Source organism: Streptomyces sp. CA-250714 (genome assembly GCF_050936705.1).
Classification (GTDB): Bacteria; Actinomycetota; Actinomycetes; order Streptomycetales; family Streptomycetaceae; genus Streptomyces.
In genome coordinates, this window is sequence record NZ_JBNJMI010000001.1 from 3,884,846 (window position 1) to 3,910,018 (window position 25,173).

At 71.6% G+C, this 25,173-nt stretch carries 25 protein-coding genes; 7 read left to right on the forward strand and 18 right to left on the reverse strand.

Features of this window, described 5'->3' with window-relative positions; genetic code table 11:
• Positions 1-65 precede the first annotated feature (65 nt).
• On the reverse strand, positions 66-857 hold the full coding sequence (locus ACQEU8_RS17380) for an Fpg/Nei family DNA glycosylase (protein WP_433101555.1): 792 nt from the start codon (positions 855-857) through the stop codon (positions 66-68).
• A gap of 217 nt (positions 858-1,074) precedes the next feature.
• On the opposite strand from ACQEU8_RS17380, the gene ACQEU8_RS17385 reads away from it, so the two are divergent.
• Entirely contained in the window at positions 1,075-2,307 is a 1,233-nt protein-coding gene (locus ACQEU8_RS17385; protein ID WP_433101557.1) for an NAD(P)-binding protein, read from the forward strand.
• Here ACQEU8_RS17385 and ACQEU8_RS17390 read toward each other — a convergent pair.
• Entirely contained in the window at positions 2,293-2,619 is a 327-nt protein-coding gene (locus tag ACQEU8_RS17390; protein ID WP_433101559.1) for a hypothetical protein, read from the reverse strand. The genes ACQEU8_RS17385 and ACQEU8_RS17390 overlap by 15 nt on opposite strands.
• Before the next feature lie 316 nt (positions 2,620-2,935).
• Here ACQEU8_RS17390 and ACQEU8_RS17395 point away from each other — a divergent pair, with 316 nt between their 5' ends.
• Both ACQEU8_RS17395 and ACQEU8_RS17400 read left to right on the forward strand, forming a co-directional pair.
• Positions 2,936-3,511, forward strand: a complete 576-nt coding sequence (locus ACQEU8_RS17395) for a WXG100 family type VII secretion target (protein ID WP_433101561.1) — start codon at positions 2,936-2,938, stop codon at positions 3,509-3,511.
• Positions 3,508-5,862 carry a hypothetical protein gene (locus ACQEU8_RS17400; protein ID WP_433101563.1) on the forward strand — a complete coding sequence of 785 codons (2,355 nt, stop codon included), beginning with the start codon at positions 3,508-3,510 and terminating at the stop codon, positions 5,860-5,862. The genes ACQEU8_RS17395 and ACQEU8_RS17400 overlap by 4 nt, the downstream gene beginning before the upstream one ends.
• A gap of 32 nt (positions 5,863-5,894) precedes the next feature.
• On the opposite strand, the gene ACQEU8_RS17405 is transcribed toward ACQEU8_RS17400, so the two are convergent.
• From ACQEU8_RS17405 to ACQEU8_RS17430, 6 genes are all read right to left on the reverse strand, one after another.
• Positions 5,895-8,003 (reverse strand): xanthine dehydrogenase family protein molybdopterin-binding subunit, encoded by a 2,109-nt coding sequence (locus ACQEU8_RS17405; protein WP_433101565.1) that lies wholly within the window; start codon positions 8,001-8,003, stop codon positions 5,895-5,897.
• Positions 8,004-8,066: 63 nt separating this feature from the next.
• Entirely contained in the window at positions 8,067-9,068 is a 1,002-nt protein-coding gene (locus ACQEU8_RS17410; RefSeq protein WP_433101567.1) for an FAD binding domain-containing protein, read from the reverse strand.
• A gap of 7 nt (positions 9,069-9,075) precedes the next feature.
• Positions 9,076-9,687, reverse strand: a complete 612-nt coding sequence (locus tag ACQEU8_RS17415; RefSeq protein ID WP_433101569.1) for a (2Fe-2S)-binding protein — start codon at positions 9,685-9,687, stop codon at positions 9,076-9,078.
• 152 nt (positions 9,688-9,839) lie between these two features.
• On the reverse strand, positions 9,840-10,349 hold the full coding sequence (locus ACQEU8_RS17420) for a mycothiol transferase (protein ID WP_433101571.1): 510 nt from the start codon (positions 10,347-10,349) through the stop codon (positions 9,840-9,842).
• A gap of 78 nt (positions 10,350-10,427) precedes the next feature.
• The gene (locus ACQEU8_RS17425) at positions 10,428-10,595 is read right to left on the reverse strand and encodes a DUF5670 family protein (RefSeq protein ID WP_433101573.1); all 168 of its coding nucleotides are present in this window, start codon (positions 10,593-10,595) and stop codon (positions 10,428-10,430) included.
• A gap of 91 nt (positions 10,596-10,686) precedes the next feature.
• Positions 10,687-11,136, reverse strand: a complete 450-nt coding sequence (locus ACQEU8_RS17430) for a hypothetical protein (RefSeq protein WP_433101575.1) — start codon at positions 11,134-11,136, stop codon at positions 10,687-10,689.
• 197 nt (positions 11,137-11,333) lie between these two features.
• Here ACQEU8_RS17430 and ACQEU8_RS17435 point away from each other — a divergent pair, with 197 nt between their 5' ends.
• Both ACQEU8_RS17435 and ACQEU8_RS17440 read left to right on the forward strand, forming a co-directional pair.
• Positions 11,334-12,359: a hypothetical protein gene (locus ACQEU8_RS17435; RefSeq protein ID WP_433101577.1), complete on the forward strand. Its 1,026-nt coding sequence runs from the start codon at positions 11,334-11,336 to the stop codon at positions 12,357-12,359.
• Positions 12,356-12,529, forward strand: a complete 174-nt coding sequence (locus ACQEU8_RS17440; RefSeq protein WP_433101579.1) for a hypothetical protein — start codon at positions 12,356-12,358, stop codon at positions 12,527-12,529. The genes ACQEU8_RS17435 and ACQEU8_RS17440 overlap by 4 nt, the downstream gene beginning before the upstream one ends.
• 1 nt (position 12,530) lies before the next feature.
• On the opposite strand, the gene ACQEU8_RS17445 is transcribed toward ACQEU8_RS17440, so the two are convergent.
• Positions 12,531-13,091 (reverse strand): potassium channel family protein, encoded by a 561-nt coding sequence (locus ACQEU8_RS17445; protein WP_433101581.1) that lies wholly within the window; start codon positions 13,089-13,091, stop codon positions 12,531-12,533.
• Between the two features lie 65 nt (positions 13,092-13,156).
• Complete coding sequence (locus tag ACQEU8_RS17450; RefSeq protein ID WP_433102465.1) at positions 13,157-13,837, reverse strand: FadR/GntR family transcriptional regulator; 681 nt, start codon at positions 13,835-13,837, stop codon at positions 13,157-13,159.
• Positions 13,838-14,088: 251 nt separating this feature from the next.
• Between ACQEU8_RS17450 and ACQEU8_RS17455 the strand changes: the two genes are divergently transcribed.
• Together ACQEU8_RS17455 and ACQEU8_RS17460 are read left to right on the forward strand one after the other, a co-directional pair.
• Positions 14,089-14,655 (forward strand): gluconokinase, encoded by a 567-nt coding sequence (locus ACQEU8_RS17455; protein WP_433101583.1) that lies wholly within the window; start codon positions 14,089-14,091, stop codon positions 14,653-14,655.
• A 102-nt stretch (positions 14,656-14,757) separates the two neighbouring features.
• On the forward strand, positions 14,758-16,161 hold the full coding sequence (locus tag ACQEU8_RS17460; RefSeq protein WP_433101585.1) for a GntP family permease: 1,404 nt from the start codon (positions 14,758-14,760) through the stop codon (positions 16,159-16,161).
• A 6-nt stretch (positions 16,162-16,167) separates the two neighbouring features.
• Here ACQEU8_RS17460 and ACQEU8_RS17465 read toward each other — a convergent pair whose 3' ends face one another.
• The 8 genes from ACQEU8_RS17465 to ACQEU8_RS17500 form a co-directional block, all read right to left on the reverse strand.
• A complete protein-coding gene (locus tag ACQEU8_RS17465) occupies positions 16,168-16,851 on the reverse strand; it encodes a response regulator transcription factor (protein WP_433101587.1) in 684 nt (227 codons plus the stop codon).
• Entirely contained in the window at positions 16,848-18,167 is a 1,320-nt protein-coding gene (locus tag ACQEU8_RS17470; RefSeq protein WP_433101589.1) for a sensor histidine kinase, read from the reverse strand. Before ACQEU8_RS17470 ends, ACQEU8_RS17465 begins: the two co-directional genes overlap by 4 nt.
• A gap of 254 nt (positions 18,168-18,421) precedes the next feature.
• Positions 18,422-19,738, reverse strand: a complete 1,317-nt coding sequence (locus ACQEU8_RS17475) for an FtsX-like permease family protein (RefSeq protein ID WP_433101591.1) — start codon at positions 19,736-19,738, stop codon at positions 18,422-18,424.
• Positions 19,735-20,598 (reverse strand): ABC transporter ATP-binding protein, encoded by an 864-nt coding sequence (locus ACQEU8_RS17480; RefSeq protein WP_433101593.1) that lies wholly within the window; start codon positions 20,596-20,598, stop codon positions 19,735-19,737. Before ACQEU8_RS17480 ends, ACQEU8_RS17475 begins: the two co-directional genes overlap by 4 nt.
• Positions 20,599-20,799: 201 nt before the next feature.
• Complete coding sequence (locus ACQEU8_RS17485) at positions 20,800-21,939, reverse strand: magnesium and cobalt transport protein CorA (protein WP_433101595.1); 1,140 nt, start codon at positions 21,937-21,939, stop codon at positions 20,800-20,802.
• Between the two features lie 128 nt (positions 21,940-22,067).
• Positions 22,068-22,433, reverse strand: a complete 366-nt coding sequence (locus tag ACQEU8_RS17490) for a VOC family protein (RefSeq protein WP_433101597.1) — start codon at positions 22,431-22,433, stop codon at positions 22,068-22,070.
• Between the two features lie 83 nt (positions 22,434-22,516).
• Positions 22,517-23,506, reverse strand: coding sequence for a zinc-binding dehydrogenase (locus tag ACQEU8_RS17495; protein WP_433102467.1), 990 nt, complete (start codon positions 23,504-23,506; stop codon positions 22,517-22,519).
• A 188-nt stretch (positions 23,507-23,694) separates the two neighbouring features.
• Positions 23,695-25,035 carry an NAD(P)/FAD-dependent oxidoreductase gene (locus ACQEU8_RS17500; RefSeq protein WP_433101599.1) on the reverse strand — a complete coding sequence of 447 codons (1,341 nt, stop codon included), beginning with the start codon at positions 25,033-25,035 and terminating at the stop codon, positions 23,695-23,697.
• Positions 25,036-25,173 lie beyond the last annotated feature (138 nt).

The following is a 25,173-nucleotide window of genomic DNA, read 5'->3' on the forward strand; positions in this document are numbered from 1 at the left end:
GTCACTTCCGTGATTGTGCCGCGGAGCGGTTCGGAGCGGCAGCCGGGCCGCAGCTCCACGGCGATTTACGAGGCCGACTCCGGTTGGCAGTTGGGGCACCATAGGGTCGTGCGGCCGGCGATACGCGATGAGCGCAGTCGGGTGCCGCAGCGGGGGCAGGGGGCCGGGCCCGGATCGTCGCGGTGGCCGGTCAGCCAGTTGTCGCGGGGCGGGACGCACTCGGCGCGTACGGAAGTACGCAGCACGCTGCGCATCGTCCGGTAGAGGGTGGCTCGTTCGTCGTCGGTGAGGGAGCCGGTGGGGCGCGAGGGGTGCAGCCGGGACTGCCACAGGATCTCGTCGGCCAGCAGATTGCCCAGCCCGGCGACGAGGGACTGGTCGGTGAGGGCGGCCTTGAGGCGGCCGCGGCGGCCGGTGAGGGCGGCGTCGAAGTCGGCGCGGGAGACGGTCTGCGCGTCGGGGCCCTGGTCGTCGAGGAGCTTGGCCGCCTGGGGGTCGTCCGCGAGCCAGAGGCCCTTGAGTTTGCGCTGGTCACGGTAGCGGAGCTGGCGCCGGTCCACGAGGGTGAACAGTACGCGGTCGTGGGGGTGCGGCTCGTCGTCGGCAGCCGCGCAGACGAGCCGGCCCGTCATGCCGAAGTGCAGCAGCAGGGTGGGGCCGCCGGTGTGCGCGAGGAGCCACTTGCCGTGCCGCTCCGGCTCGGTGAACTTCCGGCCCTCCAGTTCGCTGCCGAGCCGGCGCGCGCTGACGCCGTGCAGTACGCCCGCGTCCCGTACCTCGACCCGCTCGATCATCCGGCCCTGCGCACAGTCGGCCAGCACCCGCCGGAAGCCCTCTACGTCGGGGAGCTCAGGCATGATCAACGCACCTCGCTGCCGGTGCTTGTGGACTCGGCCAGCGTAAGAGCGCCCGGGGTACGCCGCACCCGGGCCGGGCGCGCCCGGGAGAGCCGACGTATCAACTTCAACTCGACTTCAGCAGGTCAGGGCCGCGGGAACCGGCGATGTCACATTCCGAGCCCTCCCGTCCGTCCGAGAGGGAGCAGACGATCCGTCCCGGAAGCTGGAGGCTCCCATGGCGCAGGCTCAGGCCACTCACCTCACCGTCGTCGGTGGCGGATTCGGCGGGTTGACCGCCGCGCTGGCCGCCGCCGAGGCAGGTGCCGCCGTCACGCTGTACGAGGCCCGCGAAACGCTCGGCGGGCGGGCACGCACCGCTGACGGGCCGTACCGGACCAACGAGGGCCCGCACGCGCTCTACAACGGTGGGCCGCACTGGCGGTGGCTCAAGCAGCGCGGGCTGCTGCCGCCGATGGCCCGCGTCCCGGTCAGGGAGGGGCTGCGGGTGCGCTTCCACCACGGCGGCACGCTGCGCAGCACCCCGCCGGCCGGACTGCTGCGACTGCGGCGCAGGCGCGGCGCCCCCGTCGAGATGCCCTACCTGGAGTGGGCGACCGCGCAGCTGGGGGAGGAGACGGCGCGGGCGGCAGCGAACTTCGCCGCCGTCGCCACCTTCCACCACGCGCCGGGCGAACTCTCGGCGGCGTTCACGCACGAGCGGGTGCGGCGGGCCACGAAGCTGCCGCCCGAGGCGCACTATCCGCGCGGCGGCTGGGCGTCCCTGGTGGAGCGGATGGCCGTACGGGCTCAGGAGATGGGCGTACGGGTCGAGTTGGGGGCGCGGGTGGACGCCGACGCGCTCGGGGAGGCGGCCCGGCGCGGACCGGTCGTGGTCGCCACCTCACTGGCGGCGGCCCGTGCGCTGCTGGACGACCCCGCTCCGGCGTCCGGCCGGGAGTCGTCCCCGCTGAGCTGGCCCAGTGGGCGTACGGCGCTGCTGGATCTGGCGCTGGAAGCCCGTACGGGTGACGCGTTCATCGTCTCCGATCTGGACGCGCCGGGGTGGATCGAGCGGTTCACGGCGACCGACGCCTCGCTGGCACCGGCCGGGCAGTCGCTGCTCCAGGCCCAGTTCCCGCTGGCCCCAGACGAGTCCAGGTCCGCCGCGCCGGCCCGCGCGGAGCGCCTGCTCGACCTGGGCTTTCCGGGGTGGCGGCAGCGGGTCGTATGGCGTACGGAGGCGACGGCGGACGGCCGGACGGGCGCGGTGGATGTGCCGGGCACCAGCTGGCGCGACCGCCCCGCCATCGACCGCGGGGAGGGCCGCTATCTCGTCGGCGACCAGGTGGCGGCGCCCGGCGTGCTGAGTGAGGTCTCGTTCGCCAGCGCGCTGGAGGCGGTACGGCTGGCGGTCGGGGAACGCGCCGGTGCGGGCGCCGGCTCGGTCTCCGGATCACACACGCGCTGACGGGCGGACGCGGCGGGCGGCCCAGACCGTCAGCTCGTGGGCGATACGGGCGACGCTCGTCTCGGTCGTGACCTCGTGCTCGTGGCGCTCCGGATCGCGCCGTACGACGTCGAAACCGCCGTCCTCCAGCACGGCGACCGTGGCGAACCAGGAGCCTGACCCGGCGTCCGGCTGGAGGACCAGGAAGGTGTTGTCGTCCCCGTCGAGGTCACCGATCAGCATGTGGAGCGAGTCCTCGGAGGGGTCGTCGACGGTTATGCCGTTCTCGCAGTCGACGCGGTAGTAGCGGGCGCCCGGTGCCCCGGAGCTCACTCGATCACCAGGGCGGTCATCTGGTCGGGCATAGGGGCATGTTGGCCCATCCCCGGGCGGACGGCATCCGATTTTTCCGCCCCGGCCGCGCCCGGTTGCCCGGGTGCCCGGATGCCCGGGTCGGCCGACGTCGGTGGGCCCTGTCCCGGATGAGTCAAGTTTCCGTTTTTCACAAGATCTCCGGGAGACGCACATCGAGTTTTCTTGTACGTTCAATGGAGGTCGGAGTGTTCACCGACGAGAGCGGGGATTCATGTCGTTCGCACAGGAATGGGCAGGTCTGGTAGCCAACGCACGAGCCGAACAGTCGACTTCGATGCAGTTGAACGGTGCCGGGGGCAAGGGCAGCGACCAGGGCGGGGGGAAGAGTGACGGAAAGTGGATCCAAGTCAGCGATGACGTGCTTCGCGGCCACGCGAAGACGGTCAGAGAGGTGCTCAGCACCTCCTTTCAGAAGGTTGACAACGCTGCCATGCGGGAGACGGAACAAGTCCCCGGCTCCATGAAGGGCTTCGTCAGCGACGAGGCGTTCAAGGAGTTCCAGCAGATGTGGCGCGACCAGATGGCGTACCTGAAGAAGAGGTACGCGAGCGTGGCCAAGGCGCTCGACAAGGCCGCCGACAACTTCAAGTCGACCGACGCGTGGACGAAGGAGCAGGTGGAGAAGATCGCACGCGAGCGGCGTGAGAAGGAAAGCAAGCCGTCGCTCAACGATCTCCTCTACCCGAAGCAGCCCATGTACCGCCCGGGGGGTCCGGACCTGACCACACCGCAGAATCCCCTGTACCCGAACGCGACGCAGAAGCCGCTGTACGGCCCCTACCCGCCGACGTCGGCGCCAACGTCGACACCGACGTTCGAGCCGAATTCCTGGAGTGAGGCCGGGCGATGAGCGAGCACACTCTCGACTACACGACGGTCCGCCACGTCAATCTGACGCCGCTGCGCGAGGCGGTGCGCGAATGGGCCAAACTCCCCAAGGAGTTCCGAGAGGTCCACAGGACTTTCGACCGCACCGTCTCCAAACCGCTGAGCACCCCCCACTCGGGATGGCACGGCGACGCGAAGAACGCGGCGTTCAAATCGTTCACGGGCGTCCAGGAACAGGTGCTGGAGGCATCCAGGCAGGCGCACAAGGTCGGCACGGTCATGTCCGAGGCGCTCGCCGACATCGAGGCCGCCAAGAAGGAGCTCGAGGCAATCGAGACGGCACTGACCGAGCCGAAGGGCGGCGGGAAGAGCTGGCTGAAGCTGAACGAGAAGACGGGCACGGTCGAATACGACCCGCCGGACGACGTCGACCCCCGCACCAGGGCGAAGCACAAGCCTGAGTTCGATGTGTCGATCGCTGCGTACAACGACCGCATCAAAAAAGCCATCAAAAAGGCGAGCGACGCCGACCACGATCTCAAGACCGCCCTGTTGCTCAACCCGGCGGGCAAGGGCTTCAACGACAACGTCTACGGACACCTGGCGGACGTCGACAAGGAAACCAAGGCAGATGTCAAGACCGCCCTCAACCTGGCCAAGGACGAGGGCAACGAAATGAGTCAGAAAGAGCTCTCCAAGCTCAACGGCATCCTCGCCAAGAATGCCAACAACCCGGATTTCGCCGAGAAGTTCACTCTCGGAATGGGCCCCAAGGGCACGCTCGACTTCTGGTACAACATGGCCAAGCCGGAGTACAAGCAGAACGGCGCGGCGGGCTCGGTCAGGGTGGAGCGCAGCAAGGCGGAGACCCAGCGGCTGGCGGCGCTCCAGGACAACCTCGGGGCCGTACTGGGACTGGCCAGCAACTCCGACTCACCCCGTATGACGGAGTGGAAGAAGGACGTGCTGGACATCAGCATGGACCGCATCAACGCCGAGGACGCGAAGGGCAGGCCGTACGCGGACAAGGGGCCCTACAACGCCCAGGTGCTCAGCAATCTGATGCGCACCGGGAAGTGGGACAAGGACTTCCTCCACGATTACGGCGACAAACTTCTGGCCAAGGACAAAGAAGCGGCCATGAACGGCCCGACGAACGATCCGACGAGCAAGTGGATCAGCGGCGGCCTGTCCGACTCCGCCTTTCTCAACTTCGGCCCGAAGAACGACGCGGGCGAGGATCCCGTCACCGGATTCATGGAGGCCCTGGGGCACAATCCGGAGGCGTCCACCGAGTTCCTCAAGGACGAGAAGAACTTCGACTACCTCACCTCGAAGCGTGACTGGCCGGAGGACGGCGAGGTCGCCGACGAGGGCAAGCTCAAGGACGTCAAGGGCGGAGTGCAGGCGCTCTCCCACGCCATGGCGTCAGCCACCACCGGGCACCCCTTCGATGAGCCGATGCCGAAGGATGTTCCCCCGCACACCAAGGACCAGGCCGAGTTGATGAGCCGGATCATCAACAAGACCGCGAACGTCGAGGATGATTTCGCGCTCAAGCCGGGCATGCACGAATACATCGGCAAAGCGGCGGCCGAGTACACGCCCGACATCTTCCGCGCGATCAAGGACGGAAGCAACGGCGACAAGCTCTTCCCGATGCAGGGGCATCAGGCCGAGATGGATCACGCCGAGGCAACGCGCTTCCTCGTCCAGGTCGGTCAGGATCCCGACGCGAACGCGGCGCTGAACTACGGGCAGAAGACCTATACCGGCCAGGTGCTGGAGCATCATCTCGCCGGCGATCTCCCCGCGAACGAGAGGTACAACTCCAGCAGGGATCAGACGGTCGAGGAGATCCTCAGGACCTCGGGTGAGGTGTCGGGGACCATGGCCATCGGGCGGCAGGAGGCAATCATCGGGCCCGCGGTCCGGGAAGCCAAGGAGTTCGACAGTGCGACTCTGAGTGGCCGCATGTGGGGCAACGGCGCTTTCGGCACCATCGTGTACGGCGTTTCCGCGATGGAGAGGTTCTCCGGCAATCCTGTTTCGGCCGTGGTCGTCTCAAGCCTCATCGGCAGTGCCGAAAGCGCGTGGGCCAACGACTTCGACCGCGAATACCTCAAGCGCGACGAGACCATCGAGAAGGCGGACGCAGCGGGCAAGATCTACGACGAAATGGCCCGCAGGGACGTTCAGCAGAACGAGAAGATCCTCCAGCACATCTCGGACAAGCACGGCGTCAAGGTGTCGGACAGCTGGTCGGAACTGTATTCCGATGACGGTTTCGCCCAGGGGTACTCGCGGGTCAATACCACGGCCCCGTTCCTCACGTCGCACGAGCAGGTGAGCACCTTGGCTGCCGGGAAGTAAGCAGCCCGATTCCGCTCACGTCCAGCAGCCCCTCACCCCACCGTGCCCACCCGGTCCGGGGTGAGGGGGAGTTCGCGGTAGCGGCGGCCGGTGGCGTGGTGGACGGCGTTGGCGATGGCGGCCGGGGTGCCGACGATGCCGATCTCGCCGATGCCCTTGCCGCCGACCGGGTTGAGGTGCGGGTCGTGGTCCTCGACCCAGTGCGCGTCGATGTCGGGGACGTCCGCGTGGGCGGGGACGTGGTAGCCGGCCAGGTCCTTCTCCACGAAGCCGCCCAGCCGGGCGTCCAGCGTGCTGTGCTCGGTCAGCGCCATGCCGAGACCCATCGTCATCCCGCCGATGAACTGCGAACGGGCCGTACGGGCGTTGAGGATCCGGCCCGCGGCGAAGACGCCGAGCAGCCGGCGTACCCGTACCTCGCTGGTCACCGCGTCCACGGAGACCTCCGCGAAGACGGCGCCGAAGGCGTGCCGCGCGTAGTCCTCCTGCGCCTGGACGTCGCTGGTGGTGTCGACGGTGACGATGCTGCCGTCCGACTCCCGCAACTCGCGGCAGGCCTTGTGCACGGCCCAGCCCCACGATGCGGTGCCCGAGGAGCCGCCGGCCAGCGGGGCCGTGGGCAGATCGCTGCTGCCGACGTCGATCCGGACGGCGTCCAGCGGGACACCGAGCTCGTCGGCGGCGATCTGGGCGAGGACGGTGCGGGCTCCGGTGCCGATGTCGGTGGCGTTGATCCGCACGTGGTAGGCGGGCCCGGCGCCGTCACCCAGCGCCTGGACCGATGCGGTGGACGGGGCGACGTACGCCGGATAGGTGGAGGCGGCCACACCGGTGCCCAGCAGCAGATCGCCGTCGCGCCGGGTGCCGGGGCTTGGGTCGCGGCGCTCCCAGCCGAAGCGGCGGGCGCCTTCCCGCAGACAGTCGGCGAGATGGTGGCTGCTGAACGGCCTGCCGCTGTCGGGCTCGCGGTCGGGGATGTTGCGCAGCCGCAGTTCGATCGGGTCGATGCCGAGCGCCGTGGCCACCTCGTCCATGGCGCATTCGAGCGCGTACATGCCCGGTGCTTCGCCGGGGGCCCGCATCCAGGAGGGGGTGGGGACGTTCAGCGCGACGACGCTGTGCCCGGTGCGGCTGCCGTCGGCGCCGTACATGACGCGGGAGGGTACGGCGGCCTGCTCCACGAACTCGCTGACGGTGGAGGTGTGGGTGACGATCTCGTGGCCGAGTGCGGCGAGCGTGCCGTCCTCGCGGGCACCGAGGCGCAGCCGCTGGACGGTGGGGGCGCGGTGGCCCACCACGAAGGGCAGCTCTCGGCGGGGCAGCACGACCTTGACGGCGCGTCCGGTGTGCTTGGCGCCCATCGCGGCGAGCACCACCGGGGCGCGCGGGGTGCCCTTGGAGCCGAAGCCGCCGCCGATGTGCTCGGCGACGACGGTGACCTGCCGCGGGTCGAGCCCGAACATCTCGGCCAGCGTCTCGCTCACCAGGGTGGCGCCCTGGCTGGAGTCGTAGGCGATCAGATGCCCGCCCTCCCATACGGCGGTGGCGGCGTGCGGCTCCATGGGGTGGTTGTGCAGCGGGCCGAGGGTGTAGGTGAGGTCGAAGCGGTGCGGTGCGGCGGCGTACTCCGCGTCGAAGTCGCCCTTCTCGCGGGCGCCCGGAAAGCCGCCGTTGGCCTGCTCCGGCTGGTAGAGCTCCGGGTGGTCGGCGCGTACGAGCACGTCGTACGGCTCCTCGTCGTAGCTGACGCGGAGCGCCCGCGCCATCTCGCGTGCCACCTCAGGCGTCTCGCCGATGGCCAGCGCCACGTACCAGCCGCGGTGCGGCACCCGCGGGGACTGGAGCAGGTGGATGGTGGGATCGTCGGGTTCGCCGAGCCGGGGCGCGTTCTCGTGGGTGAGGACGGCGAGCGCGCCGGGCAGCGCCACGGCGTCGGTGTCGTCGATACGGGTGACGCTGCCGTGCGGCACGGCCGCGGCCACCGGCCAGCCGTACGCGCAGTCGGGCGGGGTGTGTTCGGCGGCGTACCGCGCGGTGCCGGTGACCTTGGCGCGGCCCTCGCGACGGGGAACGGGCGAGCCCAGGACGCGCTCGGCGGTGCGGTCGGTGCGGGTGACGTCTGTGGTGTCGTCTACGGCCATCGTCCTCGGTCCTCGTGCTCGGTACTCGGTGCTCGGTCCGCGTCCTCGGTGTTCCCGGCGGCTTCAGGTCCTGCGGTGCGGGGGCTCGGCCAGGGCGGTCAGCATGTGTACGGCCAGATTTCGGGCCAGCGGCACCTTGAAGGAGTTGTCGGACAGCGGACGCGCTTCGGCCAGTTCGGCGTCGGCGGCGCGGGCGAAGGTCTCGGCGTCGGCGCGGGCGCCGATCAGCACCTGCTCGGCGGTACGGGCCCGCCACGGCCGGTGTGCCAGCCCGCCGAACGCGAGCGCCGCATGCCGTACGGTCCCGTCGCCGTCCAGCGCGAGCACGGCGGCGGCCGAGGCGAGCGCGAAGGCGTACGAGGCGCGGTCCCGGGCCTTGCGGTAGGCGGCGCGGGCACCGGTGGGCGGCGGCGGAAGTGTGATGTGCGAGATCAGCTCGCCGGGCCGGATCACCGTGTCCCGCTGCGGGGTGTCACCGGGCAGCCGGTGGAACTCGGCAGCGGGCACCGTGCGGGCACCCTCCGGGCCCAGCAGCTCGACCTCCGCGTCGTAGACGGCCAGCGCCACCGCCATGTCGGAGGGGTGGGTGGCCACGCAGTGCTCGGAGTGGCCCAGGACCGCCATGTCCCGGTTGACGCCCTCCCGCGCCGAACAGCCCGAGCCCGGCTCGCGCTTGTTGCAGGGCGCCGAGAGGTCCTGGAAGTAGGGACAGCGGGTGCGCTGGAGGAGGTTGCCGCCGGTCGTGGCCAGATTGCGGAGCTGTCCGGAGGCGCCGGCCAGCAACGCCTGGGCGAGCGCCGGATAGCCGCGGCAGACGGCGGTGTGTGCGGCCAGATCGCTGTTGCGTACGTTGGCGCCGACGCGGAGGCCGCCGTCGGCGGTGTTCTCGATGTCGTTGAGCGGCAGCCGGGAGACGTCGATGAGGTGCTCCGGCGTCTCGACGCCGAGCTTCATCAGGTCCACGAGGTTGGTGCCGCCGGCCAGGAAGCGTGCGTGGGGCTGCGCCGCGAACGCGGAGACGGCCTGCTCGGGGGTGGTGGCGCGCTCGAAGGTGAAGGGTTTCATCGCGGGGTCACCTCGCCGGTACGGCGTCGGCGTCGCTGCGGTGGGGGGCGTGCGCGGCGTCGCTGTGCCCGCCGGTGTACTGCGTCACGTCCTCGATGGCCTCGACGATGTGCGGGTAGGCGCCGCACCGGCAGATGTTGCCGCTCATCCGCTCGCGGATCTCGTCCCGGTCCAGCTCGGCCGGGGCGCCGGTGGCCCGATGGAGGGCCTCGGCCGGGGTGGCGTTCGAGGGGTGGCCTTCGGCGGCCTCGCACAGCATGCCGACGCCCGAGACGATCTGGCCCGGGGTGCAGTAGCCGCACTGGAAGGCGTCCCGCTCGTGGAACGCCTGCTGGAGGGGGTGCGGGCGCTCCTCGTCGCCGAGTCCCTCGACGGTGGTGAGGTGCGCTCCGTCGTACGCCACCGCCAGCAGCAGACAGCTGTTGGCGCGGCGCCCCTCCAGCAGCACCGTGCAGGCACCGCACTGGCCGTGGTCGCAGCCCTTCTTGGTGCCGGTGAGGTGCAGCTGTTCGCGCAGTACGTCCAGCAGGGTGGCGCGGTGATCGGCGGTGACGGTGTGCGCGGTGTCGTTGACGTGCAGGGTGAGGGTTGAGCTGGTGGCGGTGCGCTGGGGGATCACGGGGCGCGCCTCTCTTCGGCTCTTTCGGCTGTTCCGGTTCTTTCGGCTCTTTCGGCTGTTCCGGCTCTACGGGCTGATCGGGCTCTACGGACTGTCGGGCTGGTCGGGCTGTTCGGGCTGGTCCGGCTGGTGCGGTGCGGTCCGGTTCGGTCTCAGCGGCGTTCCAGCACGCCGCGCAGAAAGGCCGCCTGACCGACGTGCTGCATGGTGTCGCCGATGACGCTGACGAGGCGGACCCCGAGCGAGACCGGCGGGTCCCACGCGTCGTCGACGATGCGGTCGAGCGACCGGGAATTGAGGGTGCCCAGATAGTTGAGAGTCTGCTCGTGCACCGCGTCGTGGTACTCCAGCAGCGGCTGCGGCGAGTCCACCCGGACGGCGGCCACATCCTCGGGCGCGTGGCCGAATCCGGTGTCGTCGGAGGGGAGGGGCAGCCCGAAGCGCTCCTCGAACCCCTGTGCGTGCCAGACCTGCTCCGTACCGGCGGCGTCGGCGAGGTGGTCGTCCTGCACCCGGGTGAGGTGCCAGATCAGCCAGCTCACCCTGTTGGTCGCCGGGTCGAGTTGTTCGTTGAGGTGCCGCTTCTTGATGCCGCGCAGCGCGGAGTGGACCTCGCCGTTCACGCGGGTGAAGGCGTCCGTGAGGAGGGCGGTTGTGTCCATGTATGCGACCTTACGACCCGTTGGGCACGCCGAGCGCACTTTGCCCCTGCCCCGTGGGGCAGGGGCGGTCGGTCCCGGCTACCAGCGGTACCAGCGACCGCGCCGTCCGCCGACCGTCGGCCGCACCAGGAAGCCGAGCAGCCACAGCACGAGCACGATCACCGCGATCCACCACAGGACCTTCAGCGCGAACCCCGCGCCGAACAGGATCAGTGCGAGCAGAAGTACGAGTAGCAACGGAGCCATAGTCATCAACCTCCGCCGCCCGAGTGCCCCGGCCGCCCGGCTCCAATCCCGGGCTGCTGCTGCCGGGTACGCAGCAGGCGCCGGACAAGCCCTAGGTCGGCACGATCAGCCGGGCCTTGCCCTGCTGGGACGCGTAGTCGAGGGTCTGCCAGGTGCCGGACTGGGTGCTGGTGCCTACGGGGAAGCCGATCACCATGCCGGAGCGGTCCACCATCCACCGGTTGCGGGCCAGATACGCGGCGTCGTCCAGCGGGTCGGCGCCGAGTTCCACGACCTCCGCGATGCGGTCCCAGGCCCGGTTGACGGCCTTTCCGGCCTCGGGCGGCTGCTGGTCCAGCGTGCCGGGCACGGCGACGGTGAGCCAGGCGTCCGTCTCGGTCGCCAGCCAGGTCAGTGCGAGGCTGTCGATACCGCGGTCGCCGCCGAGGTAGAAGTGCGCGTCGGCCGCGAACGGCGCCAAGTACGCCGTGAAGAGCCGCGCGTAGTGGGCGGGGTCATGGTGCCCCGCCGTACGGCTTCCGGTGATGGTCACGGTACGCATCGTTCAGTGCCTGCCCCTGTCCCTGGCTCAGTGACTCGGACGGCCCTCCACCCGTTGGCGATCGTTCTCGCAAGGCCGCTTCGCATCCTCGCACGGGAGACTGACAGCACCCCGTGTGTGAGGGAGCACGCCGGTAGCGTGGAGTTGTCCACGTGTGGGGGTGTGCGCGATGCACGAGGGGTTCGAAACCAGCATCGGTGACCGGCTCGGACGGCTCCGTACGCGGCGCGGGCCGGATGGGCGAAGTGGGGGCTGTACTCCCCCAATTGATCCGGGACGCGCGCTCCGCCGTACGCGCGTACGAGGGCAGCGACCGGGACCGGGCCGCGGCGTACGCGGTGCTTGCCGAGGCGTATCAGGTCGCAGCGACCACCCTGACGGCGCTGGGCAACCCGGACGCCGCGTCCACCGCGATGGAACGTGCCACGGTCGCGGCCCGCCGCGCGGGCGACCCGCGTCTGGAGGCGATCGGCGCGGCAACGCTGGCGTGGGTCTTCACCAAGCAAGGGCGGCTGGAGGACGCCGAGCGCGTGGCGCTCGCCCAGGCCGACCGCATCGAACCGACCTTCCGCTCGCGACCCGTCGATCTGTCCCTGTGGGGCATCCTGTTGCTGCGCGCAGCGACGGCGCTCGTACGGCAGGGCGAACGCCGCTACGACCGGGTTGACGAGCTGCTGCGTATGGCGACGGCCGCTGCCGCCGGTATCGGTACGGACCGGCTCGACTACGCGACGCCTTTCGGCCCCACCAACACGGCCGTCGCCAAGGTCAACTTCCAGGTCGAGATGGACCGTTGCGCCCCGGCCCTGACCACCGCCCGCGCCGTTCCCGGCCTCGCCTCCCTCCCGCCCACCTGGCGCGCCCGCTTCCACGTGGACCGCGCCCTCGCCCACGCCGGACTCGACCAGGACGAGGCCGCCACGCATGCCCTGCTCACCGCGGAGCGCGACGCCCCTGAATGGATGCGCTACCACAGCACCACCCGCCGCCTCGTGGCCGACCTCCACACGCGAACGCCATCGCACCTCCCCTCTGACCGAACTCGCCGACCGGCTGCACGTGGAGAGGTAGGACGCCGCGTCCCACCCGGCCACCGGTATGGCACACAGCGTCACTGGTCGGGCAGGTGGTCCCCGCCCGCCCACGCGCCGTTCGCGCTGATGCCCGTCGGGGTGTGGTGGGACGCCGTGCGGGTGCCGTACGCGCGGGGGCGGGGGGGGTGATCCGGGAGCTGAGGGAGGCGTGCGGGGGCGTCATCGGCGACCCGTACCGCGCGTGGCTGTACTGGCTGGTCCCTCCCGGGGACCGGGAGCTCGCGGCGGGCCCCGGGATTGTGCGGCTGTCGGTCGCGTGCTGGTTGCGGGACGACCTCGCGGAGGTGGGCCAGCGGTGACTCAGCCGCGCCCGCGGCCCCTCCCGCGTGGGGGGCGGCTCGCCGCCGTGCGGCGGAGTTTGCCGGTCAGTGAGGTGGCGGCGGCGGTGAGGAAGACCAGCGTGTAGAGGATCTGGAGCAGGATGACGAGCCGCGCGGACTGGCCGCGCGGCTGGATGTCGCCGTAGCTGAGGGTGGCCACGGTGAGCAGCGTGAAGTAGAGGGCGTCCAGCCGGGTGCGCAGGCCTCGGAACTCGCCCGGGTCGTGCGAGATCACGAAGTACGCCGAGGAGAACACCAGCACCGACAGGCACATCAGCGACACCAGGGCCACGACCGCGCCGGGCCGGTCGAACAGGGCGTCCCGCATGTGCTTGAGGAGCAGCGCGGCGATGGCGGCGAGCACGACGGTGAACACCGACCAGCTCAGCGTCGGCCGCTCCGGGCCCAGCACCCGTACCGGCAGCAGGAAGTAGGCCGCGAAGAGCACCGCGACGGCCGGGCCCAGCAGCGGCCAGGCCCAGGGCGGCGCCCCGGACCGAGGGCCCGGCGGCTCGTCGGCCGGTCCACCGCGTTCTGCCATGGACCCATCGTCACGGCCCGCGTCCAGGCTCGCGCTCCCAGCGGGTCCGGCGGGGTGCGCCTACGCTACGGCGCCAGAACGTCCAGCTCCGCCATGGCGTCCTCGGTAATCGTGCGCATGACGCGTTCGGCGCGGGCGCCGTCCCGTTCGCGGACGGCCTCCGCGACCTGGACGTGCAGGGTGACGGCTTCCTGGCGGGGGTCGCTGAACATCACGTCGTGCTGGGTACGGCCGGTGAGGACGGCCGCGACGACATCGCCGAGGCGGGCGAACATCTCGTTGCGGGACGCACGCAGCACGGCTCGGTGGAAGTCGACGTCGTGCACCAGGTAGTTGTCGAGCTGCCCACCGCGTGAGGTGGCGACCATGCCCAGCGCGTGCTCGGTCAGCGCCGCGCACTCCTCGGGGGTGGCCTGCTCGGCGGCGAGGCGGGCCGCGACCGGTTCGACGGCCGAGCGCAGCACCGTGAGCGAACGCAGCTGGCGGCCCCGGTCGGCACCGGCGAGGCGCCAAGTGATGACCTGCGGGTCGTAGACGTTCCACTGCTCGGCCGGCAGCACGGTGACCCCGACCCTGCGGCGCGACTCCACCAGATGCATGGACTCCAGCACCCGTACCGCCTCCCGCGCCACCGTGCGGGAGACCTGGTAGCGGGCGGCCAGCTCCTCGGTGAGCAGCACCGTGCCCGGCGGGTACTCACCCGCCGTGATGGCCGGGCCGAGCGAGGCGAGCACCCTGCCGTGCAGGCCGCGCTCGCGTACCGGCGCCGCTCCCCGGCCCTGCTCCGAGGCGGTCTGCTCCGAGTCGTCGGCGCCCTCGTTCTGGCTGGTCAATGCGTCTCCCCGGTTGTCTCCACCCCTCCCCGGGCGCTCCACGAGCGCCGGGATGCTCAGCCTACGTGCTGCTCGTCACCAATTAAGTATGACTACATGGTTGCCAACTATTGAATACGTGTGACCTATGAGGTTGAGTGTCCTCCGCGCCGACGTCGATGTCGATGAGGACGGTGAGAACGGTGCGGAGTGAGCTGGCCGGTCAGCAGGTCGTGGTCGTCATGGGAGTGGCGGGCACCGGCAAGACCACCGTCGGGCGACTGCTCGCCGACGCGCTCGGGGTGCCGTACGCCGAGGCCGACGCTTTCCACCCGCCCGCCAACGTCGCCAAGATGTCCACCGGCACCCCGCTCGACGACGCCGACCGGGCGCCGTGGCTGGACGCGATCGGCGCCTGGGCGCACAGCCGCGCGGGGCTCGGCGGGGTCGTCAGCTGCTCGGCGCTCAAGCGGGTCTACCGCGACCGGCTGCGGGCCGCGGCGCCCGGCATCGTCTTCCTCCACCTCACCGGCGACCGGGCGCTGATCGGCCGCCGGATGGCCGGGCGCGCGGACCACTTCATGCCGGTCGCGCTGCTGGACTCGCAGTTCGCGACCCTCGAACCGCTGGCGCCGGACGAGCCCGGCGTCGTGGTCGACGTCGCTCCCGGGCCGCAGGCCGTCACCGATCAGGCGCTGGCCGCGCTCGTGCCCCTATCCCGGACACATACCGTCCAGTCGGTCAGCAACTGAGCAGTCGCCGACCGGCGCCCCCTCCCCCTGCCCACCCACCGCGAAGAAGCCTGTTCACCTACCGCGAAGAAGCCTGTTCCCTACCGCGAAGAAGGAAGAGCCGTGCGCCATCTCAGTGCCGAGATGCTGGCCGCGGGGTCACAGCAACCCGACCCCATCTCGTCCGCCGCCAACGCCCAGTTGGGGATCGCCGCCCTCGTCGGCATCGCCGTCATCGTCGTACTCATCACCCGGTTCAAGCTGCATGCGTTCCTGGCGCTGACCGTCGGCTCCCTCGCGCTGGGTGCCGTGGCGGCGGCGCCGCTCGACAAGGCCATCGAGAGCTTCACCACCGGGCTCGGGGACACCGTCTCCGGGGTCGGCGTCCTCATCGCGCTCGGCGCCATACTCGGCAAGCTGCTCGCCGACTCCGGCGGTGCGGACCAGATCGTGGACACGATCCTGGCCAGGGCGAGCAGGCGCGGCATGCCCTGGGCGATGGCGCTGATCGCGGGCATCGTCGGGCTGCCGATGTTCTTCGAGGTCGGGCTGGTGCTGCTGATTCCGGTGGTGCTGCTGGTCGCCAAGCGCGGCAACTACTCGGTGATGCGCGTCGGCATCCCCGCACTCGCGGGGCTCTCCGTGATGCACGGACTGGTGCCGCCGCACCCCGGCCCGCTCGTCGCCATCGACGCGATGAACGCCAACCTGGGCGTGACGCTCGCGCTCGGTCTCGTCGTCGGCATCCCCACCCTCGTCGTGGCGGGGCCGCTGTTCGGCAAGGTGGCCGCACGCTGGGTCGACACCACGCCGCCCGAGGGGGTGGTGCCCGAGCGCGCCAGTGCGGAGCTGGACCGGCGGCCCGGGTTCGGCAGCACGCTGGTGACGGTGCTGCTGCCCGTCGTGCTGATGCTCGCCAAGGCGCTCACCGACATCGTCGTCGACGACCCCGAAGACACCGTGCAGCGCGTCATGGACGTCGTCGGCGACCCGATGATTGCGCTGCTGGTGGCGGTGCTGGTCGCGATGTTCACCCTCGGCCGGGCCGCGGGCTTCACAAAGGACCGGCTCTCCACCACCGTGGCGGGCTCGTTCGGGCCGATCGCCGGCATCCTGCTGATCGTCGGCGCGGGCGGCGGCTTCAAGCAGACGCTGGTCGACGTCGGCATCGGCCAGATGATCCTGGACCTCTCCGAGAACTGGTCCATCCCGGCGCTGCTGCTCGGCTGGCTCATCGCCGTCTGCATCCGGCTGGCCACCGGCTCCGCGACGGTCGCCACGGTCTCCGCCGCGGGGCTCGTCGGCCCCCTGACCGCCGGTATGTCCACGCCCGAGACCGCACTGGTCGTACTCGCCGTCGGCGCCGGGTCGCTCTTCTTCAGCCACGTCAACGACGCGGGATTCTGGCTGGTGAAGGAGTACTTCGGGATGAACGTCGGACAGACCGTCAAGTCCTGGTCGGTGATGGAGACGATCATCTCCGTCGTCGCGCTGGTGCTGTTGCTGCTGCTGTCGCTGGTGCTGTAGCCGGCGCTACGGCTCCCGGCCTTCCAGATAGCGCAGTACGGCCTGGACGCGGCGGTGGGTGGCCGTCGTACGCGGGATCTCCAGCTTGTCGAAGAGGGTGGCCGAGTGCTTCTCGACCGCCCGCTGGGAGATGTCCATCCGCGCGGCGATGGCCGCGTTGGTGAGCCCAGCGGCCATGTGCGCGAGGGTCTCGTACTCGCGCGGGGTGAGCGCCGCGAGGGTGGGGCGGGCCCGCAGCAGCCGGGAGATGACGTCCGGGTCCAGCGCGGTGCCGCCGGCCACCACCCGGTGCAGCGCCTCCACGAACTCGTCGACGTCCAGGACGCGGTCCTTGAGGAGGTAGCCGATACCGGCCGGGCCGTCCGCGAGGAGGGCGTGCGCGTAGCTCGTCTCGATGTACTGGGAGAACAGCAGGATGCCCAACCGGGGGTGTCGGCGGCGCAGTTCGGCCGCCGCGCGCAGCCCCTCGTCTCGGTGTGTGGGCGGCATCCGGATGTCCGCCACGACGGCGTCCGGGCGGGTACGGTCCACGGCCGCCAGCAGCGCGTCCGGGTCGCCGACCGCCGCGGCCACCTCCAGGCCCCGGTCGGTGAGCAGCCCGACCAGCCCCTCCCGTACGACGACCGCGTCCTCGGCGATCACCAGCCGGAGGGCCTGTTCCTTCGGCGCTGGTCCTGTCGGGCTCGTCACCTGGTCGTCTCCCCCTGTACTGCGGCGAACGGCAGGCGGACCGTCGCTCTCGTCGGGCCGCCGGGCGGGCTGTCGAGGGACAGTGTGCCGTCCACCGTGCGGACGCGCTCGGACAGGCCGCGCAGCCCGGACGAGCTGCCCTGTGCCGGCGGGACGGGGGGAGCGCCGCCCCGGCCGTCGTCCTCGACCACCAGCACCAGGACGCGGTGAGGGAGCTCGAGTTCGACGTGGGCGGTGACCACGATGCGGCTGGCGTCCGCGTGCCGGGCGGCGTTGGTCAGCAGCTCGGCCGCGCAGAAGTAGGCGATGGTCTCCACCGCCTCGGGCGGGCGCGGCCCGGCCAGCAGTTGGGAGTGCAGCTCCACCCGCAGCGACGGGGACTCGATGTCCGAGCGGAGGGAGGCGAGGGCGGGCGCGAGGCCCTTGTCGAGGACGGGCGGATGGATGCCGCGTACGAGGTCGCGCAGCTCGCCCAGCGCGGTGCGGGCCGTACCGAGGGACTGGTCCACCAGTTCCCTGGCCTTGGCGGCGTCCGCCGGGGACGGCTCGGGCGCGCGGAGCGCCTCCTTGGCGCGGGTCAGCGCCATGGCGAGGGCGATCAGCCGGGCCTGCGCACCGTCGTGCAGATCGCGTTCGATACGCCGCAGAGTGGCCGCTGAGTCCCGTACGGCTAGGGCGCGGGTCTCCTCCAGGTCGTGCACCCGATCGGTGAGGTCGTGGGGCGGCGGGGCGAGGAGTGTGCGGGCCAGCAGCCGCACCAGCGCGGTCAGTCGGCGCCCCGCCCAGCCGGCCGCCACCAGCAGCGCCAGCCCGGCAGCGGCCACGGCCAGCGCCCGGGGCCGGCTGTCGAGCGGGACGGTGCCGGTGAGTTCGAGCCCGTCGTGCCCGTTCTGCCGTACGGCGCGGAACCACAGCGGGTACGACAGCAGGGCCAACCCGTAGAGCCGTACGGGCAGTTGAACGACGAAGAGGAGCACGCCGAGTGGTGCGTTGACCACCGCGTACGCCGCGCACCGCCACGTCGCGGCATCGTGCGCCGCGCGCAATGGGTGAGGGCGCGGCGGCGCGGCCACATCCTCATCGAGCAGACCGCGCACCACCGCCCGGTGCACGCCGGTCAGCCCGCGGACCGCCGTGAGGACGAGAGAGAGGACCGGCATCCCCACGCGGGTCACACACAGGGCGGCGCCCACTGCGAGCAGCGCCAGCGCGGGGACGCCCAGCAGCGCGGGGATCACAGCTGCGAGGGCGTACACCGCTGCATTGCGGGCTTTCCGCGTTGCGGGGATGCCGAGGAGGTCGAGGGTTGCTGTCACAACGGTCACCCTTCCCGGTTGTGGGCGGCGGTTCCCGCCGGGGGCGGAACGGGCGGGCACAACCGGGCCACCCGGCCGCAGACGGCGACGCACCTGCCGGGCGGACGGACCGCTGCCGTCTGCGGGCCGGTGGCCGGTGCTGCGCTTGCCCACCCTGCTCCCCCAAGCTCTTCGAGCAGGGGGTACCCCCAGGGGCACCTCCCGGCCGGAGGCTGGGGGAGCAGACTGCCCAAGCGCAGCGGGGAGACGTGCGCTCACCCCGGTGCCCTCCGCAAGTGGCCCGGCAGGGGGGCCAAGGTGGCGGCCAAGGCCAGGGCTAGCACTCCCGCTCCCGTACCCGCCCAGGTCGTCAGCGGCAGGGAGGACAGTGAAGCTCCTGCGGCGTCGCCCAGCGGCAGCGTCACCGCGAGGGCGACGGCGGCGCCGGCGCCGAACCCCGCGCAGGTGACGGTCAGCGCCTCAACCACCAGCATTCGCACCACCTGCCACGACCCGGCGCCGACCGCGCGCAACAGCGCGACCTCGCGGCGGCGTTCGGCACTGAGCAGCACCATGGTGTTGGCGGCGGCGAACGCGGCGAAGGTGGCGTAGAGGACCGTCGCGAACAGGTCGACCCACGACGGTTCGTCGACAGCTGCCAGCGCGGCCAGCTTGACCAGCGTGAACGCCACGACCAACGCCACCGGCGTGATGGCCGAGGACAGCCGCCGCGAGGTGGCGCGGGCCTGTGCGAACGCCAACTCGGCGGCGGCTCCGCCGCCCAGCGCGCGCGGCGCCGTGAGCAGCCGTATGGGTACGGCCAGCAGCCGGGCTGCCGTCCGCCCGATCGCGGGCCCCGCGAACCCGACTCCCACCAGATAGGCGAGCAGCACCAGCGGCAGATGCTCCCCCACGTCCTCGCGCGGGCCCGCCGCGGTGATCGCCGTCAGCACGGCGGCGCCGAACAGGGCGAGGACGGCGCCGATCCCGCGGACGACCCCGGTGAGTGTGACTCCGCGTCGGGCGCCCGCCGCATCGCCGAGCGCGTCCATCGGGCGGGCCCGCGCGGCGCGGTGCGCGGCCAGCACACCGCCGAGCTGCGAGGTGACGAACAGCACGCCCGCGGCCGCGAGCGCGGGGGGCCAGCCGACGGTGAGGGGCACGCCGTGCGGCAGCAGACCGTGCGCGGCCATCCCGTCCCGCCACCCGTACGCCAGTACGCAGCCGAGGCCGTACCCGACGGGCAGCGCGGGCAGCGCCGTGCACAGTGCCTCGGTCGCGACCGTACGGCGGATCTGCCACGGCAGCGCTCCCACAGCGCGCAGCACCGCGTTCTCCCGTGCCCGCGCGGCCACCGTGAGCGCCATGACCTGCGCGATGACGAAGACCGACAGATAGACCGTCACCACGGTGAATCCCGCCCCCATGGTGCTCACCGCCTCCCGGGCCTCCCCCGCCGGGATCCCGGCGGCGGTACGCAGCATGGCGACCGATGCGGTGACGACGGTCGCGGACAGCACCAGCACGGAGAAGACCCCGGCGAAGGCGCTGGGCCGGGCCCGTACGGAGGCCCGGGCAAGTCCGGTGGTCATACGGCCACCTCCGCCCGGGCGCCCTCCCGCGCGGCACAGGCCACCGGCCCGGTGAGGGCCCGCATCCGCGCTGCGATGTGCGCGGCGGCCCCGCCGTCCCCCCGTCGGACGGCGGGACCGGCGCCCCCGCTGCCGGACCCCCTCCAGGCAGCGGCCCGGTATTCGTCCACGACCAGACCGTCCGCCAGGAACAGCACCCGGTCGGCGTGAGCGGCAGCCGCCGGGTCGTGCGTGACCATCAGCACCGTGGCGCCCAACTCGTCCACCGACTGCCGCAGCAGCCCCAGCACTTCCTCGGCGGTCGTCGGGTCGAGCGCGCCGGTGGGTTCGTCGGCGCAGACGACCTCCGGCTCGGTTACCAGCGCACGGGCGACGGCGACGCGCTGCTGCTGGCCGCCGGAGAGTTCGGCGGGGCGGCGGTGGGCGCGGTCGGCGAGACCGACGCGGCCCAGCGCCTCCCGGGCCCGGTCGCGGGCCCGGCGGCTGCCGCCGCCCGCCAGCCGCAGCGGCAGCCCTACGTTCTGCTCCGCCGTCAGCGCGGGCAGCAGATTGAAGGACTGGAAGACGAAGCCGACCCGCTCCCGGCGCAGCCTGGTCAGCGCGCGGCGGCCCATCCGGGTCAGCTCCTGCTCACCGATCCGCACCCTGCCCCCGGTCGGCCGGTCGAGACCGACAGCGCACTGCAACAGCGTGCTCTTGCCCGACCCCGAAGGACCCATCACCGCCGCGAAACTCCCCCGTGCGAGCGCCACGTCGACGCCGCGCAGCGCGTCCACGGCGCCCCTGCGGCGCCCGTAGCGCCGGGTGACCCCCGCCAGCACCAGTGCGGCTCCGTGCTGTTCGTTCTCCGCGTTCACCATGCCCACGACGCTACGGAATCGCAGGTCAACCCTGCGATGGGGAGCGCACCCGGATCCATGGTTCGGGTTTTCCGAACCCGGCCCCGCATCAGGGTGCTGCGCTTGCCCACCCTGCGCCCCTGGCGCAGACTGCCCAAGCGCAGCGCAGGGGCACCCCCTCCCCAGCCGCCTAGCTGCGCGGGGCAACCAACCCGGCGGCGGCTACAACCAACCGTTTCTGCGAAAAGCCCGGTACATGGCCACGCAAGTGACCGCGATGGCGACAAGAATCAGCGGGTACCCGACCGGCCAGTGCAGCTCGGGCATATGGTCGAAGTTCATGCCATAGATCCCGCACACCATCGTCGGGACGGCAACGATGGCGACCCAGGCGCTGATCTTGCGCATGCCCTCGTTCTGGGCGGTGGAGACCTGCGCCAGATGGGCCTGGAGGATCGAGTCGAGGAGCGATTCGAAGGAGGCGATCTGCTCGACGACGCGGGCGAGGTGGTCGGCGACGTCCCGGAAGTACTTGCGTATCTCGGGGTCGATGAGCCGGTTGGGACGGTCGGACAGCAGCTCCAGCGGCCGGGCCAACGGCAGCGTGGCGCGCTTGAGTTCGAGCAGCTCGCGCTTGAGCTGGTAGATCCGCGCGGTGCCGGAACCACCGGCGCTGCCGCTCCAGCCGAACGGTGCCTCGGAGGCGAAGACATCGCTCTCCAGGCCGTCGATGTCGGTCTGCACCTCGTCCGCGACCAGCAGATAGTCGTCCACGACCCGGTCGGCGATCGCGTGCAGCACGGCCGCCGGGCCCTGCGCCAGCCGCTCCGGCTCGGCCTCCAGCTCCTCACGCAGCGGGCCGAGGGAGCCGTGCCGGCCGTGCCGTACAGTGATCACGAAGTCGGCGCCGGTGAAGACGACGATCTCGCCGGTGTCCACCACCTCGCTGGTGGCCGTCAGCTGCTCGTGCTCGACGTAGGTGACCGTCTTGAAGACGGCGTACATCATCTCGGCGCCGAACCACTCGGCCTTCGGCCGCTGGTGCGGTTCCAGCGCGTTCTCCACGGCGAGCGGATGCAGCCCGAACAGTTCGGTGATGCCCTCGAACTCGGCCTCCGTCGGCTCGTGCAGCCCGATCCAGACGAAGCCGCCCTCCTCGTCGGCGCCCTTGCGGACGCAGGCCAGTGCCTGCTCGACGCCGCACTCCGCCATCAGCCGCGTGCCCTCGCGGTCGTAGGCCACGCAGCTCACCACGGAGGTGCCCAGCGGGGAGCGTGCCGGGTGCGACAGGTCCACCCCGGGGCGCGGCACGCGCGGCCGCACCACTCTGCGCAGGCTGCGCACCACCGGCACCGTGGGCATGGGGGCTCCTCAAGCTCCTCGTCGTTCCAAGGTCTCCCCCAACTGTGCCCGCATTCTCCCGGCGAATGCGCGCGTCCACGCGGCCGCCGGGATCATTCCGGGGCAATAGCCCTTATTCCGGGAATCCCTCACTCCAGGAACACACAGAAGGGGTGACCTGCCGGATCGAGCAGTACCCGGACATCGTCCTGCGGCTGCTCCGGCGCGAGCCTGGCGCCCGCCGCGACGGCCTCCTCCACCGCAGCGGTGAGGTCCGGCACCCGAAGATCCAGGTGGAGCATTTTCTGCTGACCGCCCGCCTCCTCCGGCCAGACGGGCGGCACGTACTCGTCCTCGGCCTGGAAGGCCAGCCCCGCGCCCCCGCCCAGGTCCCGCATCAGCACCCAGCCCGGTTCACGCGCCGTGACCGGCCAGCCGAGCAGGGTGCCGTAGAAGTCCGCCATGACCTCGGCGTCGTGGCAGTCGACGACGATCGTGCGCAGTGTGAACGGCATGCCGGTCAGTCTTCCCCGGCCGGGCGGGCCTATGGACCTACGGGATGCGGACCCATGGACCTTCGGGAAGCGGACCTGTGGACCTACGGGATCAGGACGACCTTCCCCGTCGTCTCGCGCTGCTCAAGGGCCTTGTGGGCCTGGGCCGCCTCGGAGAGGGGGAAGGAGTGCGTGGTGTGGGTGAAGGCACCGGCGGCGGTGCGGGCGAGGGCTTCGGCGCGGTGGGCGGGGGCGTGCTCGGGGTGGGCGAGCAGGGCACCGAGGGCGTCGACGTGCGTGAGGTCGCGGGCGGCGAGCTCGTCGAGGGAGGGGGTGAACTCGGCGCCGGAGATCGCGCCGTACGTCACATAGCGGCCACCCGCGCCGAGCAGGCCGAAGGCGATACGGGCCTGCTCACCGCCGACTCCGTCCAGTACGGCGGTGAGGGTACGGCCACCGCCGGGCCCGGCCAGCCAGTCCGCGACCATCCGCTGCCAGTCGGGCCGGTTGTAGTCGACGGCCAGGTCGGCGCCGAGTTCGCGGACGGCCGCCGCCTTCGCGGGGCCACCGGCGGCGCCGATCACCACGGCACCCAGCGCGTGGGCGTGCTGCACCAGGAGCCGCCCCATGCCGCCCGCCGCGGAGTTGATCAGCACCACGTCCTGCGGCCCCAGCTCTGCCTGGGTGAGCACGCCGACCGTCGTCCCACCCGTCACCACCGCCGCGACGGCGGACTCGTGGCTGAGCCCTGACGGGCGCTCCAGCAGCTCGGTGACGTCCGCGACGGCCAGCTCCGCGTAGCCGCCGGGGGTGCCGCTCGCGGTCACCACGTCGCGGTCCAGCCAGCCGGGGTCGACGTCGGGGCCGACCGCGTCGACGGTGCCGGAGACCTCGCCGCCGAACACGGCGGGCAGTTCGGGCAGCGGCGGTACGAGGCCCTCGGTCACCCCGGCCCGCAGGACGGTCTCGACGGCGTGCACCCCGGCGGCGCGCACGGCGATCCGGACCTGGCCGGGCCCTGGCTCGGGGTCGGGCAGCGTCTCGTAGCTGAGGTTCTCGGCGGGGCCGAACGTGTGCAGGACGACGGCATGCATGGTGGTGCCTTCCGGCTCGGGGCTGCTCGCTGGCTGCGAGAGCTCCACCCTCCAATTTGAACCTCACTTCAAGTCAAGGTTCAGCGACCGCCGCGCGAGACTTCAAGTCAAGGTTCACCGGCCGCCGCGCGAGAACGCGCGGACGATCTCCCGGATGACGGCGCCGATCACGGTGCGGAAGAACCACCTCATGCCGTCAGCTCCCGCGCCCGCTCCTGGGTGAGGTACGCGTCCGTGGCCTCCATGTCCTGCAGGGTGGCCGGGCGGCGGGAGAGGAAGCCGGTGCGCAGGAAGTCGTCGCCGGTCAGCGCGTTGAGGTTCCAGTTCGCCACCGTACGGGCCTTCGCGGTGAAGGTGGGCAGCGCCATCAGGTGGTAGCCGCGCGCGACGACCTGCGCGGAGAACCCGGAGAGCTCGTACCCGAGCGGCCGGGCCACCGCGTCGGTGCCGCCGAGGTCCACCACCATGCCGAGATCCTTGTGCCGGTAGGGCGTCATGGGCTCGCCGCGCAGTGCGGCGATCAGGTTGCGGGCCATGTGCTTGCCCTGCCGGCTCGCATGCTGTGCCGTGGGCGGGCACACCGCGCCGCCGACCTTCGTCAGATCCGGTACGGCCGCCGCGTCGCCCAGCGCGAACACGCCCGGGTGGCCCGGGACTGTGAAGTCGGCGTTGACGACCAGCCGCCCCTTGATCGTCTCCGCGTCGAGGGTGCCGATCAGCGGGCTGGCGGCCACCCCCGCCGTCCAGATCAGGGTGCGCGATGGCAGCACCCGGTTGTCGGTCAGGGTGATCCGCCGCTCCTCCGCCTTGGCCACGGAGACGCCCAGCGAGACATCGGTCCCCCGCTCGCGCAGGATCTGCTGGGCACGCCGCCCCAGCTTCTCGCCGAGCTCCGGCATCAGCTTGGGGGCGATGTCCAGCAGATGCCATTTGATCAGGTCGGGGTCGAGCCGCGGATAGCGCTTCGCGGCGGCGTTGGTGAGCCGCTGGAGGCAGGCGACGGTCTCGGTGCCCGCGTAGCCGCCGCCGACCACGACGAACTGCAACCGCTCCCTGCGCTCCTGCTCGTTGGGGCTGGCCGCCGCCAGATCGAGCTGGGCGATCACGTGATCGCGAACGTAGGCGGCCTCGGCGAGGGTCTTCATCCCGCGCGCCTGTTCGTCGAGGCCCGGGATGTCGAAGCTGCGGGTGACGCTGCCCGGGGTGAGGATCAGCCGGTCGTAGCGCTGGTTGACGGTCTCACCGCTGATGAGCCGGACCACGCACATCCGGTCGCGCGGGGCGATCCCGATCACCATGCCGGGCACGATGGAGGTCCGGTGCAGCAGCCTGCGCAGCGGCGGCGCGACCGACTGCGGGGTGAGCACCCCGGCCGCGACCTGGGGGAGCAGCGGGAGGTAGAGCTCGTAGCTGGCGGGGGTGACGAGGCTGATCTCCGCCTCTTCGGGCCGCAGCCCACGCTCCAGTCCGCGTGCGCACTCGACTCCGGCGAAACCGCCGCCGACGATCAGAATTCTGGTTCGCTCCATGGCTGCACCCGCAACGGTTGGGGGTCCCCGGCCGGAGACTGGGGGAGCTTTGCTCCCTCTGTCCTTCTTGTCACCCTCGCATGGGCCCAGGGGAGCTGCCACCGCTCGCATCTGTCCTGCACGGCGCGGGCCCCGCCG